Raw genomic sequence first — 14,086 nt, 5'->3', positions numbered from 1 at the left:
GGCCGAGGGGATGGCGGGGGTCTTGCCGTTCGGCATCAGGGGGAACACGAGGAAGCCACGTTCGGCCAGGCCGAGCGCGACGGAGAGCATGTCAGCACTCACAGGCTGAGCCTCCAAGGGTGATCACAGGGGAACGACGACGGCCCGCTGACCGGTGGTCTGCGGGCCGTTCGTCGGGTGGGTGTCGGACGGGTCAGCGGTGGATACGTCCGGTGGGTCCGCTGTGTCCGACGTGGAAGAAGCCACAGTGACGGCAGCGGTAGACGCGGATCCCCTCCGGGGCGGCACCACCGGCGATGAGCCGGTCACGGTGTGAGTCAGCGTCCTGGCGTCGTTGGTGCGACTTCTTGCCGGTACAGGCTCGGCCCCGTGTTCCCGTCACCGCTGCGGCTCGGCCGGCTTGCCAGCGGTGGCGCGGGAGAACGCGACGATGTCGGCGCGCAGCGTGGCGATCGCCACGGCCAGGTGGTCCAGGTACGCGACCGCGCTGGCCGGCTCGTTCGGCAGGTACAGCGACACGCCCTCATCGGTGGAGTCGAGGTCCAGCCGAAACGTGGGGCGATTGCCGATGACGGCGATGGCGACCGGAAGTGCTTCGCCGGGGACGAACAGGCCGACTTCCAGGGCCGGTGTCGTAGACATGGGTCGAGGTCCTTTCGCTCTTTGATGGGTGAGCCGTTGTGCTATCGGATATGTGTCAGGACTGCGCCGGCGCGGTGGGCACGGGCACGGCAAGCCGGCGAGCAGAAGCGTCGCGGCCGGCCGGTCCTGGCCTTGGGGATGGGGTTGTCGCAGCGGGGAGCCTGGCAGCGGGTTTCGTTACGCACGGGCCCGGCCGGCCCCGGCGTTTCGTTGCGCACGAGCTCATGCAGAGTTTCGTTGCGCGGTCCCGCGCAGGCCTTGGCCAGGCGGGTAATCGCCAGGTCGTGATAGGTAGGGTTGAGTTCTATGCCGAGGTATCGGCGCCCGAGGATCCGCGCCGCGGCGCCGGTGGTGCCGGATCCGCTGAACGGGTCCAACACCACGTCTCCGGGTCTGGTACCTGCGGTGATACAGCGCAGCGGCAGGTCAATCGGGAAGGTGGCGAAGTGCGCTTCCGGATAGGGGCGGGTGGACATCGCCCACACATCGCCGGGGTTGCGGCCGGCCGCCGCGGCGCTAAAGCCTCCTCGGCCGAGGGCGGCTTGCCCTGCGAGTCCGTGGCGTCCGGGTTCGCCGGCGGCTTTGCGCTGCGCCCAGGTTCGGCCCGGTGCCGTGACGGCAGGTTCCCGGATGGCGTCCAGGTCAAAGTGGTAACGCGGGGATTTAGCGAACAGAAACACGTGCTCGTACCGGCCGGATAGCCGGTCAGTGACGGACTGCGGCATGGCGTTGGGCTTGTGCCACACGATCTTGTTGCGCAGGATCCAGCCGTCATCAGACAGCGCCATCGCTACCCGTTCTGGCACCATCAGCAGCCCTTTGCGAGGGGCGATCGCGGTGGCATTGACCCTGGCGGGCATGACCGCGGCGCTATCAGCGCGGAACGACTTCGACGCCGCGGCGTTGGCGCGGTTGGCGTAGGTGTCGCCGAGGTTCAGCCACAGCGTGCCGTCACCGGCCAGCACCCGACGGGCCTGGGCGAACACGACTCGCATGGTTTCCACATAGGCCAGAGGGCTATCTTCCAGCCCGTACTGTCCCGGCTGGCCGTAGTCGCGCAGGCCCCAGTACGGCGGGCTGGTCACGATGCAGTTCACACACGCATCCGGCAACGCAGCCAATACGGTGAGCGCATCGCCCAGGTACAGGGTTGCTTGCTTGTCCTGGTAATACGGCTCGGCCATGTAGTTCGGGCCGGGAGGCACCGCGGCGGGCATCATGCGCTCCTGGGGAGCAAGCCCAACGCGACCGCCATCGCCTCGGTGTCGTCGCCGGCGCAGCTGCGCGCCGAGGAGCCCGGCTCGATCCCCAACGGCGCCGCGGCGCCCAGGGCGCCGCGGGCGGTGGTGCCGAGTTCGGTGTCCACTGGTTCGGCGTCCAGTGCGGCGGTGGCGGTGGGGCTGAGCGTCATGAAGTGGCGGCGGCGGGTGTCGCGCTCCAGCTTGAGCGATTCGAACTCGGCCAGGTCCAGGCGCAGTTCCAGCCGTCGGGTCTTGCCGAGTTCCTTCAGCTTGCGGCGGTCGGTCTTGCCCTGCTGCTGGATGGCGTTGACTTCTATGGCGGTCTGGCATTGCATTCCGACGACGGTCTGTTCGTGGTCGCGGTCGGCCTGGCGCTGTTCGGCGTCGTCGCGGCGGATGCAGTGGGCGCGCCATTGGCGGCGGGTGAACACCCACCCTGCGACGGTGGCCACCCCGGCGGTGATCAGCGGTTCGGCCAGTCCGGTGGGATAGGCCATCATCCCGATTCCGAGGGCGGCAGCTGTCAGGGCGCCGCAGGTGCCGACCAGCAGCGGATCGCGCGTGGCGGCGGCGTAGGCCGTGATGGCAAGGCCCAGGATGGCGCCGACGGTCAGCGGCACCATGTCGCCGATCGAGTGCCGCGCGCCGTGATCCGACCAGTGCCGGGCCAGGGCCAGCAGGCAGCCAGTGACGGCCGGGTTCGCCAGGGCCAGCGCGACCGCGGTCGGCGACACCGGCCAGCGACGCGGCGACGTGCCGGGCCCGGCCGGTGGGGTGTCGGCGGTGAGGTGGACGTCGCCGGGGGAGGGCTGCGGGATCGCGAGTTCGGTCATGGATTCACACCTCCTTGGAGCGGTGTTCGTGGTCTGGAATGCAGGCCCGGAGCGGGTTACTGAGGGTCGATGCGGAACGCCATGCCGGGGTGGACGGCGGCGACATGCCGGGCCGCGCGGCCGGTGGCCACGTCGGCATCGGGCAGGGAGTACTCACTGGCGCCGCAGCGCGGGCAGCGCCACCAGGACGCGCCGGGGTTGCCGCCAATCGCGACCACCTGACCGCCCCGGCCCGGCCCGGGGTTGCGGCGGGCCGGAGCGGTGGTGCCGAAGGTCTTGCCGAGCCAGGACTTCATGCGACGGCGCAGCGGCGTTCGCCTGCGGAAGCCCAGCAGCCCCAGCAGACCGGAGCGGCGCGGACGCTTGGCCTTGCTCCGCTTGGCGGTCCGCTCGGCCCGGCCGCCGGTCGGTCGGGATGCGCGGGCGGTGCCGGGGGCCGTGGTAGCGCGGCCTCGGCCGGCGCAGGCCGAGCAGCCGTTGCCGGAGCAGTGGCGGCAGTAGCCGCGGCGGTCATTGGTGCGCTCGGAAAGCGTCCGCGCCACCCGCAGTCGACGGCCGCCCAGGCTCACCGTCTGGTAGTTGTCCCGGCCACGCCCGGTGCGCCTGCTGCCGCCGCTGTTGCGTGCGGCTGCACCGTGTCTGGGGTTGCCGGATGCCGCTGCGGAGCGGCTTTTGCCGGTGGGGTCTTCGGTCATGGTCAGGTCCTGCTTCCGTTTGTGGTCTTGGCGTGATCTGGCGGGCAGCCTTGGGGCTGGTGAGGCAGCGAGGGGGTGGGCCAGGGCCGTGTTTTAGGGGTCTGAGGCGGTCGTGACTGCCCTGCCTCACCACTTCACTGCCTCACCAAAATCAACATGCGCCCTGGCCAGGGCCAGTGAGGTGATCTGGTGAGGCGCCTGGTGAGAACTCACCAGGAATCGGCTGCCTCACCAGATGCCTCACTGGCTATTCGGTGGCGGAAAACCGCCGAGTCAGGGCCTCGCGGACGCGGTCGCCGTGGACGTGCATGCGGCCGTTGTAGGTGTAGGTCGGCGCGCCGGCCTCATCGAGGGCGGCCTTGAAGTCGGCGTTGGTCCAGTCCCGGTAGCGCTCGTCACGCTCGGCCAGGCGTTGCATCGCCTCCTGGGTGAGCATCCGCGGCGCGGCGCCCAGGATCGCGGCGATGTCGGCGAGCACGTCTAGCGGCGGCAGTTCCTCGGCCGCGTCGTGCGCGCCGGTGCGGCTGGTCATCGCAGCGCGGCGGGTCTTGGCACGGTCGGCGATGGTGGTGGCGTCGTCGCCGTCGATGAAGTGGGTCCACACCGTCATGTGGGCCTGGCCGACGGGGAAGTCCAGGCCTTCGCCGGTGGCGACGACCACGCCCTTGTCGATGCCGCGGCGCAGCCGGTGCGGGGTGGCGCCGGCCTTGACGGCGTCCTCGCCCAGCACCATCTTCGCCTGGCCTTCTGAACCCAGGGGCAGGGAGGCGCGCAGGTGGGAGCCGTTGCGCAGCATCTTCGGGAAGTTCTGCGGGTCAGGGTCCTGGGTGCCCAGCTCCAGGGTGACGTTGACGGCGCGGCCCTGGTTGTGGATGCGGCGGCAGGCGGTGAGGAACCGGGATTCGTTGCTCAGCCCGCCGTACGGCTTCTTGTTGGCGTCCTTGGCGCCGCACATGACTGCGACCTGTGCCTCATCCACGACGACGATGATCGGGTGGAACCCGGATCCGGGCTTGCGCGCGACCTTCTCGTCCACGCCGTTGGCCAGGTTCAACTCCGGCACCGCCAGCAGGCGTCGGTCCATCTCGTCGGCGGCGTCCTCCACCATTTCCACGGTGGCGATGACGTGGTCATCTGTCGGACCCTGGATGAGGATGCTGGCCAGGCCGTCGAACATGCCCCAGTCGCCGACACCCTTCAAGTCGGCCAACCAGATCTCCACGCACGGGTCCAGGACAGCCCACAGGATCGCCGCCCGCAGCGATGCGGTCTTGCCGTGGTTGGACAGCCCGGTGAGCAGAGCGTGGCGCTGGTACAGCCGCAGGCCGATCGGGTTGCGGCGCAGGTCCACGCCCCACGGGGCGGAGCCGGTGAACCAGTTCGCGACCATGTCCGGGTCGGTGACCAGCGGTGAGGGTCCGACCTTCTCATCCAGCGCGCCGATGTCGGCGATCCACAACCTGACCGTGTTGCGCAGGTCGCCGGGGACCTCCAGGTACAGCTCGTGCTTGTGGCGGCCCAGGTTCTCGGCGAGTTTGGTGTGTCGGGCCAGGATCTCGCCGGTGTCCACGCCTCGGGGCAGCATCACGTCCACTTCGACGCCGACCCCGGCGGTTTTGATCGGCCCGAGCATCGCCCCGGCCCCGTCGGCCATCTCCTCAATCTTTTTGCGCAGCACGGTGTGGCCCAGGTCCCGCAGCGCCAGCACCACGATCGACGGCGTGATCCAGGACGCGTCCGGGGCTGCGGGCAGTTCACCGGCCGGGGCCAGCCACAGCGGCAGCGCCTCGCGTTCGTTGCGGCCCGTCTGCCACAACCCCAACACGGAGGCCAGCAGCGCCAGCGCGATCAGCGGACGCCAGGTGACACGCACGATGTCAGCGATCGTCTTCACGACCGTCGCGGTCACGGTGAACGGGGTAGCCACATCGGTGATGTGGCCGGAGTGGACCCACAGCGCGATACCCGCCACCAGCAGCAGGAACGCCCCGCCCACGGTGCCGGCGAACACCGCGCGGGCGGCGTCCACCGGTGCCGAAAGCAGTTCCATGCGCCGCTCGTGCCGCTCGAACCGGCGGATCGCCGCCCGCTCCTCCCACTCCAGCGCGGCGTCGTGATTGCCCATCGTCACTGCGGTGCGCATCATCCGCTCGTGCAGGCTGGTGGTCCGCGACTGCCAGAACCGGCGGCCCACAACCCGCAGGCCCAGGGCCAGGTACATCAGCTGCCGGCCGCTCCCGCGCACCGCCGGGTGGGTCAGGGCCGCACGGGCGGCGGTCAGCTGCCGGCGTCGGCGGGCCCGGCGCTGCGCCCTCGACGGCCCGGACGTCGGGGACACGATGACACCCTCGATGATGCGGGAGTTCGTCGCGGACTCGGACAGGCTCGGCCCGTCGGCGGCGGGCCGGTCGGCGTTGACCCAGTCGGGCACGCCCAGGCCGTCATCGCCAGCGTCGCCGCGGGTCGGGAAGGTGATGATCTGTGCGTCGTCCTGCTCGGCACTGGGGTTCGGGTAGGTCTCGGTCATCGTCAGGCCACCTCCTCGGCGGTTGTGTCGGTGTCGGTCGGTGTCGGGCCGCCCCATACCTGCGGGTCGGTCGCGGAGTCGCGGACGGTCAGCTCGGCGGCGAGCTTGCGGGCGGTGCCCGGCGCGATGTGCAGCTCGGAGCGGATCCGCTCGGCGGAGCGCTTGCCACGCCAGGTCGGAACCTGCTCGGCCTCGATCAGCAACTCGGCGAAGTCGCGCTCACGGATCGGGGTCGATCCGGCCGCCGTCTTGGTCTTCCGGGTCGAGGCCGATCGAGCCCGTCGGGTCGAGGTCGATCCCTCACCCCGGATCGAGGTCGATTCGGTCGCAGGGATCGAGGTCGATTCCTGGCCGCCGGTCGAGGTCGATTCGGACCCGGCGATCGGGGTCGATCCGGTTGGGGTGAGCGTGTCGGCGATCGGGGTCGGGGCCAGTTCGCCGAGCCGGTACAGGGCCCGCTCACGACGCGAAGCCTTGAAACGCCAGGCACGGCCGTAGCGGTCTTGCAGGTCGGTCTTGGCCAGGACGCGGGTCCGCTCCCGGGCCAGGGCTGCGGGGTAGGAACGCTCCTCCCACAGCACCATCCGACGCCACAGACTCAGCGTCGGTACTGGTGCCAGCAACCATCGCGACACCCGGACCCGGTCCATGCGCTTGGCGTTGGTAAGGCGGGCGCGCTTGCGGACCACGTGCGCGCCGACCTCGACCGACAGCGCCCACATCGCCGGCAGCACGCCGTGCGCGAGCTTGTCGAACCCGGTCAGTGGCGGCTGCCCGGTCTGGTTGGCGATGTTCAGCTCGATAGTGACCGCGGTCAGTGCCCACGGGATCAGCCGCAACCACACGATCCGCATGTCCAGGATGGCAAGGACGATGTCCAGGGCGGAGAACACGAAGATGCCCAGGTCGATACCGGTCGGGACGGTCCAGGCCAGACCGTGAAAGGACGGCTGCGCGGTGGCGTCCACGCGGTGGAAGGAGTTGACGAAGCCCAGCAGGCCCAGCGCGCCGACCGCCGTGGACACGGCGGCGACGATCGTCTTCAACGGGCCCTCGATCGCCTTCACCGCGGGGCGGTCGTGCTGCTCGGCGACGACCGGGGTAGGGGCGGGCGTCGGCCAGGAGGTGACCGGGGCGGCGGGGGCGTGGCCGTTCACGTGCTCAACGAGGGTGGTCATGGTCGCTCCCTTCGGGTGCGAGGTCGAAAAGCGGCTGAAGACCTTTGGTGGCCTTGACCGCGCGGGTGTGTGAGGCGTTCGCGGCGTGCTGTCCGGCGTCGTAGGCCAGGTGGCAGCGCTGGCACATCGCGGCCAGGTTGGTTTCGTCGCAGTTCTCGGGGGTGTGGTCCAGGTGCGCGGTGGTCAGCACCACTCGCGAACCGGTCACCGGATGCGGCCGGCCGTGAACGGCGGCGCACCGGCCGGGGTCGTGCGCGCCGCACTCGCCGCAGCATTCGCAGCGTCCTGCGGCGCGCACGAACCGGATCCGGTCGCTGATCTGTCGCCAGTTGCGCGGGTAGCGGGCGCGCTCGGATGCTCGTATCGGCATCAGGACCGGCCCCTGTCCTGGCACCGCCAGCAGTCCCGGCCCGTGGGTAGGCAGTACTCATAGACGGTGCCGCAGCCGGCGCAGGTGGAGCGAGCTGCCAGCATCGCCGCCACCGACCGGGCCAGCCCGGCAGTGAACGGCCTCTTCGGCACCGTGGCGGTGAGGTCGTACAGGTAGGCAACGCCCACCTTCTCGCCGCCGCGGGGCCACATGATCTGTGCCACCACCGGCGCACCGCCAGGCCGAAGCCCGGCGGTCGCCAGCTGGCGGCGCGTCGCCAACCCCTCGGGCGCCATCCGCCACGGGAAGGTGGGGATGCCGAACTTCTTACCCTCGGGGTCCAGGAAGCGCTCCGAGGTCCGAGGCATCACCCACCGCCGGCGGCGTGCAGGTCGTGCCAGGTGCCGGCCTCTGTGTCGAAGATCTGGACGTGAAGAAACTCCGCCAGGTATGGGCCGTCCTCGTCGCCGCCGATCTCGTGCTCGACCGGCCGCATCCGGCAGGTCCCCTCACCGGCAGGCCACTGGTCGGACCGGTTGTTGTGGTCAAACCAGCACACCGCGCCGGGCGGCAGGTAGTGGCACTGTTCGGGGTGGGTGACCTCGTAAAACAGCGCCTTGTAGTTGTCGATCGGGTGCATGTCGGTGAAGCGGCGCACGGTGTGCCAGGCAAGCTCGGCCTCCTCGGCCAGCAAGTCCGGCCCGCCGTGCGCGGCCAGCAGCCGCAGCGCCTCCCGGCCTCCGTTGTGCCGCTTCACCTGGTCGATCAGGCGGCCGGCCAGCATCATCTGTTCGGTGGAGCCGGTCCGCAGCGCGGCCACCAGCCTGGACACGGCGTGCGAGCCGGTGGCGACCAGCACCACCACCGGGCGGCCCGTCTCGTCGTCGTAGGCGCGGGTCCGGAAGCTCACTGCCCCGTCCCCTCACTCAGGGTTTGCAAGGCGGTGGCCAGGATCGGCCGGTGCGCCTCGTACAACTGCCCACCGGCGCGGGCAACGTCGGCGGCGAGCGAAGCCATGCTCGTGAACGAGAACCAGGCCGCAGCGGTGGCATCGTCGCTGGCGATCGCGGTGACTGCGGCGGGCAACTGGAACAGCGCCGCGGTGGAGCACACCCAGGCGTAATCCGTGTTGCGCCAGTCCTCGACGTACCCGGACCAGATCACTTCCGCGGTCAACTCGGCCAGGTCCACGCCGGTTTCCTCGCGCAGCTCACGGGTCAGGGCCTGCGGCGCGGACTCGCCGGGGTCCACCATCCCGCCGGGCAGCGCCCAGACACCGATGTCGGAGCGCCGGATCAGTAGCACCCGACGTTCCGCACTGGCGCCGGCGACCACGATCGGGTCGGCGGCGGCGTTCTCACCCCACTTACCGAGGTTCCGGCCGCACCGGTCGGTACGGCCGGTCGGGTTCAGTGGCCACCCGAACGCATCGAACGTGAACGGCACCACCGCCGCGGCCACCCGCGAGTACCAGTTGCGGATCTCGCCCGGGGTCGCGAACGGCTCGGCCCAGCCCTCCGCCACCGCGGCGGCCAGGTTCTCCGGGCGCAGCTCCACCGGAGTGACGTCCACCGGGGCATAACCCTCGTGACGCACGGTCCAGGGGCGCATGAAGCCGGGAATCCCGATCGTGGTCATCGGGCACCCCCGGTCAGGATCAGGACCGTGACGTACAGGAAGAGCTTGTGCCAGGACTGGTCAAGCAGATAGGCGCCGGTCCCCACCGTGGGGTTGTCGTCGTGCCCGGGGCGCGGGGCGCCGAGGCCGTAGAAGGCGGTCTTGCCGGGGCCGCACAGCTCAGCCAGGCGGCGCAGCGTCGTGCGACGGTCGGCCCAGTAGTGCGAGACGGCGTCGATGCCCAGGCCGACGGCCCACCACAGCGGGCGGATCGGCAGGTGGAACATCAGGAACGGAACCAGCAGGGCGGCGACCTTCGTCGCGGTCAGGGTCAGCACGTGCCGGGCGCACGCGCCACGGGCGCCCCATCCGGTCCCGCCCTTGGTCATCGCCTGGCACGGGGTCTGCAACCAGTGGTCGCCCACCTCGTGCGCGGCGATCAGGGCCACGTAGGACACGGCCATCACGGCCGCGGCAGTCAGGTTCACCGGTCCGCCCCCGTTCCGGTGCTGATGCCATCCAGCGCGGCCAGATCGCCGGCGCCGGTCAGCATGCAGGCCGGGCAGCGGTCGGTGCCCGGGTGGTGGTCGTGAACCAGGGAGGCGGCGGCCTTGCCGTCGGTCACGGTGATGTCGGTCACCGCGTCGTGCAGCGCAGCCAGCAGCAGCGCGCGACCGGCGCCGGCCTTGCCCGTGCGCGGCATGCCAGCGATCAGAACGTGGTCGGCCACCAGCGCGGCGGCGTCGATCTCGTTGACCGGCGCCCAGGCGCGGGTCAGGGTGTCGGCGTCGATCTGCGCGATCAGCGCCGCCGCGACCTCGGCGTGACGGGCGTCGGTGGCGTTGTCGGCGCGCAGCTGCGCGGCGGCCTCGGTGTGGTGGCGGATCATCTGGTCGCGGCGAGCGATATCGGCCAGGTAGCCGTCACGCACGTGCCGGATCGCCGCCGACTCGCCGCCGGCGGTGTTCGTGTTCGTGGTCATCGGGATCCTCCGTTCGGACTCGAATGCGAAGTGGGGGTATAAGTCGGGCTGGCCGGGTTCGGCGTGCCGGTGCCGTCGGTTCCGCCGTCCAGCGGTGTGGCCGGGCCGGGCGTGGTGCCGTCGCCGGGGGTGTAGCGCAGCAGCGCCAGTACCGCGGCGGCGATCAGCGCGCCGACGACCAGGTTCGCCAGCAGCGGCTGCCACCAGCGCGGCGGCGGCGGCGCCACCACCTGCACGGCCGTGGCGTGCCAGGCCTTGTTCCGCTTGTAGATCCGCCGCTCGCGGATGACGACGAACATCACCGCCGCCACCAGCGCGAGCACGGCAAGGGCGCTCATCGGGTCACCGCCCGTCGGCGACGCGCAGAGCGCGCCGCTCGCGGACGGTCAGACCGGCGACGACACCGTGGGACAAGTCGCCGTACCGGGCCAGGCACTCGGCCTTGTCCACCGGGCAGGACGCGCAGACCTCGCGGGCGAAGTCGGCCCCGGCGCGGTCACCCTTGTCCGGGAACATCGCGTTGCGGTCCAGCAGCGGGGACGCGCACGCGGCCCCGGCCAGCGGCCCGGCGCCGCGGGCGTCCACGCCCAGGTGCTCGGCGATGGTTCCGGCGGGCTGGCCACCGGCGACGGCGCCGCGGATCGGGTGTCCGATGCGGCCGGCACCGGGGCGGCGCAACGGCAAAGCACGGTTCATTCCTGGCCTCCTTGGATCTGGAAAAGGGCATGAGAAAGCCCGGCCAGGCATCGGGCCTGACCGGGCTGGATCGTGTCTGGGTCGGGTCGTCGCTACGCTCGCCTGAGCCTGAACACCGGAGTCGGCACCGGCACCTGCGGGCTGGACTCGGAGCGCGGGTCAGCGAACACCCGGTTTCCGCGGCGCATCCCGGCGTCTCGCACACCGATCGCGAACTTGCTCGACCAGGTGCTCGGCGACAGGTCCAGCACCACCGGCCGGCGAGACGCCACACAGCGCGGCCGGCGCGGCGCCGTCTTGTCGCGCTCGGCCTGGTCGGGCTGGTGGTCGCTGCGATGCGGCGGCAACATGCCGTCGGCGACGACAAGCCAGGTCCGGCAGGCCGGACAGGCGAGCATCGGCCGGTCACCGGCCAGGTCGATCAGGTAAAGGGGGTGGGTACTGACGCGCAGGGGCGTTTGGGTCATGTCCGGCTTCAAGGGAGTGCCTTTCGTCCTACCATCAGGGTCCTGTGTTCTCCGCCGACCACGGACCCGATGGATGCGGTCCGTGGCGGGCAGGCAGCACATACGCTGCGGTTTCTGCCGCCTGAACAGTTCTTCGGGACCGTTGGCGCCACTCGTGTTTCGACGCCGGTTCCTCGAACCTCAGGCTGGTCTCTGTTCAGTTCTCAATGCAGTGCCACGGCTTGCGCCGGCTGCGGCCTGTCGGCCTTGGCCACGGTCCGCAGAACAGGCGGGCCGGCCAGGGTCGGCAGGACGTCAGGACTGGGCCGTGACAGCCTCGGCCAGGTCGGCCGCCCGCATCATCTGCGCGGCCAGGGCGCGCAGCTCGGCGGCGGTGCCGTGGATGGTGTGCCGGGACACCTGCACACCGCGGCGCCGGCCGTCCAGGACCTCGACGCCGCTGAACTGGCGAACGGCCACGTAGATGCCGGGGCGGGTCCAGGACTGCGAGCGGGTACGAGCGTTCGGGTACATCGATCCTCCAAAGACTGTGACGGCCGGAATCGCCTGTTGCTCTCCGGTGCTACCGGCTTGCCGGAGTTGACCAGCTTGCCTAGTCAGGAAGATAGGCTAGGTTGCCTAGTCATGTCAACAGCTGCCTAGATACCTAGATGACCTGGTATTTTTCCGTAGACTGTGGCCATGAGCATCGACCAGGACGACCCGCGTCCGCCCTATATCCAGATCGCCAACCAGCTGCGTGCGGCGATCCTGACCAAGAAACTTGCTCCTGGCGAAAAGCTGCCTTCAGGCGCTGAGCTGGCAAAGCGCTACGGCGTCGCGCGGCAGACCGTTCAGAACGGTCTGGACATCCTCCGGGGGGAAGGCTTGATCGTGTCGCGCCAGGGGAGCGGTGTCTTCGTCCGCGAGCGCGCCGAACGGCCGGTTGGTCTCCGACCGCACATTGAACGGGCTTTCGCGGCGCCGGCGGTCACCCTTGACTTCGCAGGTTTTTCGGGTGAGACCCTCTTCGGGGCGGTCCAAGAGCCGCTAGACAGAATCCGGGAAGGCCGACTCACGCCAGAGTCGATCAGCATCCGCATACTGCTGCCTGACATGACGATTCCGATGGGGCTTCCCTGCCGAGCCGAAGATCTGGCGGACGACCCAGATATCCGCGAGCGCATGAACCGAATCATGCTCCGCAACACGCAGGGAATCACCGAATCGGTCGCAGAGCTGGCGGAGCTTGGGCTTGTGGGCAAGACCTCTGCTGAGATCCAAGTCTACGGCGGCGTGCCGCTGTTCAAGCTCTACATCCTCAACAAGGAAGAAGCCTTCTTCGGCTTCTACCCAGTAGTTCGTCACTCGGTTCCGATCAACGGGGAGCAGCGAGAAATCTTTGACCCGATGGGCAAGAACTCAATCCTGTTTCACCACTCGCTGAGCGAGGATACGGATTCCAAAGACAGTCAGTTTGTGGAACAAGCACAGACGTGGTTCGACGGGATGTGGTCGAGCGTCGGGCGTGGGGTGGTCGTCCAGTGAACGGCAATGACCTGACGGGTATTCTTCATCGCTCCAAGCACATCATGTTTGATTTCGACGGACCTGTATGCAGCGTGTTCTCCGGTCGGCCAGCACCAGGTGTCGCTGACCGGCTGCGCAAGCTTGTTCAGACGGCAGCCGCGTTGCCGGCCGACCTAGAAGAAGCTTCGGATCCCATGCTGTTTCTGTATGCGGCGCCGTTGCTCCCGGCCGCGCTAGGAGAGCAAGTGCGCCAGCAGTTCCATGCTGAAGAGCTGGCAGCCGTTGAGGTTGCCGAGCCGACCCGGGGCGCTCACGCCGCCATCGCCGCTTGCTTTCGCTCGGGCAAGATGGTGACTGTCGTCAGCAACAATGGCGCGAGCGCTGTAGAGGCGTATCTAAGGCGCCACGGCCTAGCGCGCTACGTTAGCTATGTATCTGCGCGGCGCAGCCCGGACCCCAACCTTTTGAAACCGAGCCCTTACTTGCTAGTTGCTGCAATTGAGGCCACTGGGCAGAACCCGGAACAGAGCGTGCTCATCGGCGATTCCGTGACGGACATCGATGCTGCACGTGCCGCCGGGTCGGCTTCTATCGGTTATGCGAACAAGCCAGGGAAGCGCGAGTCCTTGAATGCCGCAGGCGCGGATGTCATCGTGACGGACATGAATGATATTGTGCATAGTCTCTTGAAACCGTAATGCCCCGTCGAAGATCCGACGGGGCATCGGGACAAACTGCTGTCAGGGGTTCGTAAAGATCGTGTGGGTTCCGATGCGACGCCAGATAATGTGCCGCTCGCCGGGTGCCACCTCGTCGCCATACTCGAACGTCGCTCGGCCATCGTTGGCCCAGGTCATTTCCCAAATCTCGCCAGCGTCGGTCATTTTCTTGACGCGTAAGCTGGCTCGAAAGGCTCCACCCGCTCTCAGATCTTCCACGAACTTCCTTATAGCCTTGTTGAACGCTGCCCGCTCGTCATCTCCGAGTTTCGCGTAATCTCGATTGAACGAAGCAAGCTTGTCCCACGTTGGCACGGTTACTCCTCAAGCGAGGCCAGGAACTCCTCGTCGCTCGCAAACCGCTCGACTCGTCCAGCGACCTTGTCGGACTCTGCCTCTGCCTCCATGGCCTGCCACTCCGGGGTCCAGAACCAAGCCTGATCCCGAGGGATCAACGTGGCGGGCTCTAGGACGATTCGTCCCCCCTCGACGGAGATCAGCAGCTCGTCCCCAGTGGAGAGGTCAAGCTCCTCACGGATGGCCTGAGGGATCGTCACGACCCCCTTGTCTCGTAGGACGCTTGACGGTCGGTGCGGCGTCCGCTTCCTGG

19 protein-coding genes and 1 pseudogene are annotated in these 14,086 nt (G+C 69.1%); 2 read left to right on the top strand and 18 right to left on the bottom strand.

What is annotated here, in order from left to right; all coding sequences use genetic code 11:
• Positions 1-378: 378 nt before the first annotated feature.
• The 16 genes and pseudogenes from GWK61_RS11100 to GWK61_RS11025 all read right to left on the bottom strand — a co-directional run bounded on the left by GWK61_RS11100 (position 379) and on the right by GWK61_RS11025 (position 11,761).
• Positions 379-642: a hypothetical protein gene (locus GWK61_RS11100; protein ID WP_194908099.1), complete on the bottom strand. Its 264-nt coding sequence runs from the start codon at positions 640-642 to the stop codon at positions 379-381.
• Between the two features lie 257 nt (positions 643-899).
• A pseudogene (locus GWK61_RS11095) lies at positions 900-1,826 on the bottom strand (DNA-methyltransferase); the annotation flags it as partial.
• A 32-nt stretch (positions 1,827-1,858) separates the two neighbouring features.
• On the bottom strand, positions 1,859-2,716 hold the full coding sequence (locus tag GWK61_RS11090) for a hypothetical protein (protein ID WP_194908097.1): 858 nt from the start codon (positions 2,714-2,716) through the stop codon (positions 1,859-1,861).
• 56 nt (positions 2,717-2,772) lie between these two features.
• Positions 2,773-3,411 (bottom strand): hypothetical protein, encoded by a 639-nt coding sequence (locus GWK61_RS11085; protein WP_194908095.1) that lies wholly within the window; start codon positions 3,409-3,411, stop codon positions 2,773-2,775.
• A gap of 247 nt (positions 3,412-3,658) precedes the next feature.
• Entirely contained in the window at positions 3,659-5,938 is a 2,280-nt protein-coding gene (locus GWK61_RS11080) for a hypothetical protein (protein ID WP_228562104.1), read from the bottom strand.
• A gap of 2 nt (positions 5,939-5,940) precedes the next feature.
• A complete protein-coding gene (locus GWK61_RS11075) occupies positions 5,941-7,116 on the bottom strand; it encodes a DUF2637 domain-containing protein (RefSeq protein ID WP_194908094.1) in 1,176 nt (391 codons plus the stop codon).
• Entirely contained in the window at positions 7,100-7,486 is a 387-nt protein-coding gene (locus tag GWK61_RS11070; protein ID WP_194908092.1) for a hypothetical protein, read from the bottom strand. The genes GWK61_RS11075 and GWK61_RS11070 overlap by 17 nt, the downstream gene beginning before the upstream one ends.
• The gene (locus GWK61_RS11065) at positions 7,486-7,854 is read right to left on the bottom strand and encodes an RRQRL motif-containing zinc-binding protein (protein WP_194908090.1); all 369 of its coding nucleotides are present in this window, start codon (positions 7,852-7,854) and stop codon (positions 7,486-7,488) included. The genes GWK61_RS11070 and GWK61_RS11065 overlap by 1 nt, the downstream gene beginning before the upstream one ends.
• Positions 7,854-8,396 (bottom strand): hypothetical protein, encoded by a 543-nt coding sequence (locus GWK61_RS11060; protein ID WP_194908089.1) that lies wholly within the window; start codon positions 8,394-8,396, stop codon positions 7,854-7,856. The genes GWK61_RS11065 and GWK61_RS11060 overlap by 1 nt, the downstream gene beginning before the upstream one ends.
• A complete protein-coding gene (locus GWK61_RS11055) occupies positions 8,393-9,124 on the bottom strand; it encodes an NUDIX domain-containing protein (protein ID WP_194908088.1) in 732 nt (243 codons plus the stop codon). The genes GWK61_RS11060 and GWK61_RS11055 overlap by 4 nt, the downstream gene beginning before the upstream one ends.
• Entirely contained in the window at positions 9,121-9,591 is a 471-nt protein-coding gene (locus tag GWK61_RS11050; RefSeq protein WP_228562103.1) for a hypothetical protein, read from the bottom strand. Before GWK61_RS11050 ends, GWK61_RS11055 begins: the two co-directional genes overlap by 4 nt.
• Complete coding sequence (locus GWK61_RS11045) at positions 9,588-10,085, bottom strand: hypothetical protein (RefSeq protein ID WP_194908085.1); 498 nt, start codon at positions 10,083-10,085, stop codon at positions 9,588-9,590. The genes GWK61_RS11050 and GWK61_RS11045 overlap by 4 nt, the downstream gene beginning before the upstream one ends.
• Positions 10,082-10,423 (bottom strand): hypothetical protein, encoded by a 342-nt coding sequence (locus tag GWK61_RS11040; RefSeq protein ID WP_194908083.1) that lies wholly within the window; start codon positions 10,421-10,423, stop codon positions 10,082-10,084. The genes GWK61_RS11045 and GWK61_RS11040 overlap by 4 nt, the downstream gene beginning before the upstream one ends.
• A gap of 4 nt (positions 10,424-10,427) precedes the next feature.
• Positions 10,428-10,781 (bottom strand): WhiB family transcriptional regulator, encoded by a 354-nt coding sequence (locus GWK61_RS11035; RefSeq protein ID WP_194908081.1) that lies wholly within the window; start codon positions 10,779-10,781, stop codon positions 10,428-10,430.
• 92 nt (positions 10,782-10,873) lie between these two features.
• A complete protein-coding gene (locus tag GWK61_RS11030) occupies positions 10,874-11,248 on the bottom strand; it encodes a hypothetical protein (protein WP_194908079.1) in 375 nt (124 codons plus the stop codon).
• Positions 11,249-11,542: 294 nt separating this feature from the next.
• On the bottom strand, positions 11,543-11,761 hold the full coding sequence (locus GWK61_RS11025; protein WP_194908077.1) for a hypothetical protein: 219 nt from the start codon (positions 11,759-11,761) through the stop codon (positions 11,543-11,545).
• A 168-nt stretch (positions 11,762-11,929) separates the two neighbouring features.
• On the opposite strand from GWK61_RS11025, the gene GWK61_RS11020 reads away from it, so the two are divergent.
• Together GWK61_RS11020 and GWK61_RS11015 are read left to right on the top strand one after the other, a co-directional pair.
• Complete coding sequence (locus GWK61_RS11020; RefSeq protein WP_194908075.1) at positions 11,930-12,775, top strand: GntR family transcriptional regulator; 846 nt, start codon at positions 11,930-11,932, stop codon at positions 12,773-12,775.
• Complete coding sequence (locus tag GWK61_RS11015; RefSeq protein WP_323747501.1) at positions 12,772-13,455, top strand: HAD family hydrolase; 684 nt, start codon at positions 12,772-12,774, stop codon at positions 13,453-13,455. Before GWK61_RS11020 ends, GWK61_RS11015 begins: the two co-directional genes overlap by 4 nt.
• Positions 13,456-13,497: 42 nt before the next feature.
• Here the strand turns inward: GWK61_RS11015 and GWK61_RS11010 are convergent, their stop codons facing one another.
• Both GWK61_RS11010 and GWK61_RS11005 read right to left on the bottom strand, forming a co-directional pair.
• Entirely contained in the window at positions 13,498-13,791 is a 294-nt protein-coding gene (locus tag GWK61_RS11010; protein WP_194908073.1) for a hypothetical protein, read from the bottom strand.
• A gap of 2 nt (positions 13,792-13,793) precedes the next feature.
• Positions 13,794-14,033, bottom strand: coding sequence for an AbrB/MazE/SpoVT family DNA-binding domain-containing protein (locus tag GWK61_RS11005; protein WP_323747500.1), 240 nt, complete (start codon positions 14,031-14,033; stop codon positions 13,794-13,796).
• Between the last annotated feature and the right edge of the window lie 53 nt (positions 14,034-14,086).

This window comes from Catenulispora rubra (genome assembly GCF_015356825.1).
Classification (GTDB): domain Bacteria; phylum Actinomycetota; class Actinomycetes; order Streptomycetales; family Catenulisporaceae; genus Catenulispora; species Catenulispora rubra.
Note: the sequence above shows the minus strand (reverse complement) of the source record. Positions and strands in the feature narration are given on the sequence as shown.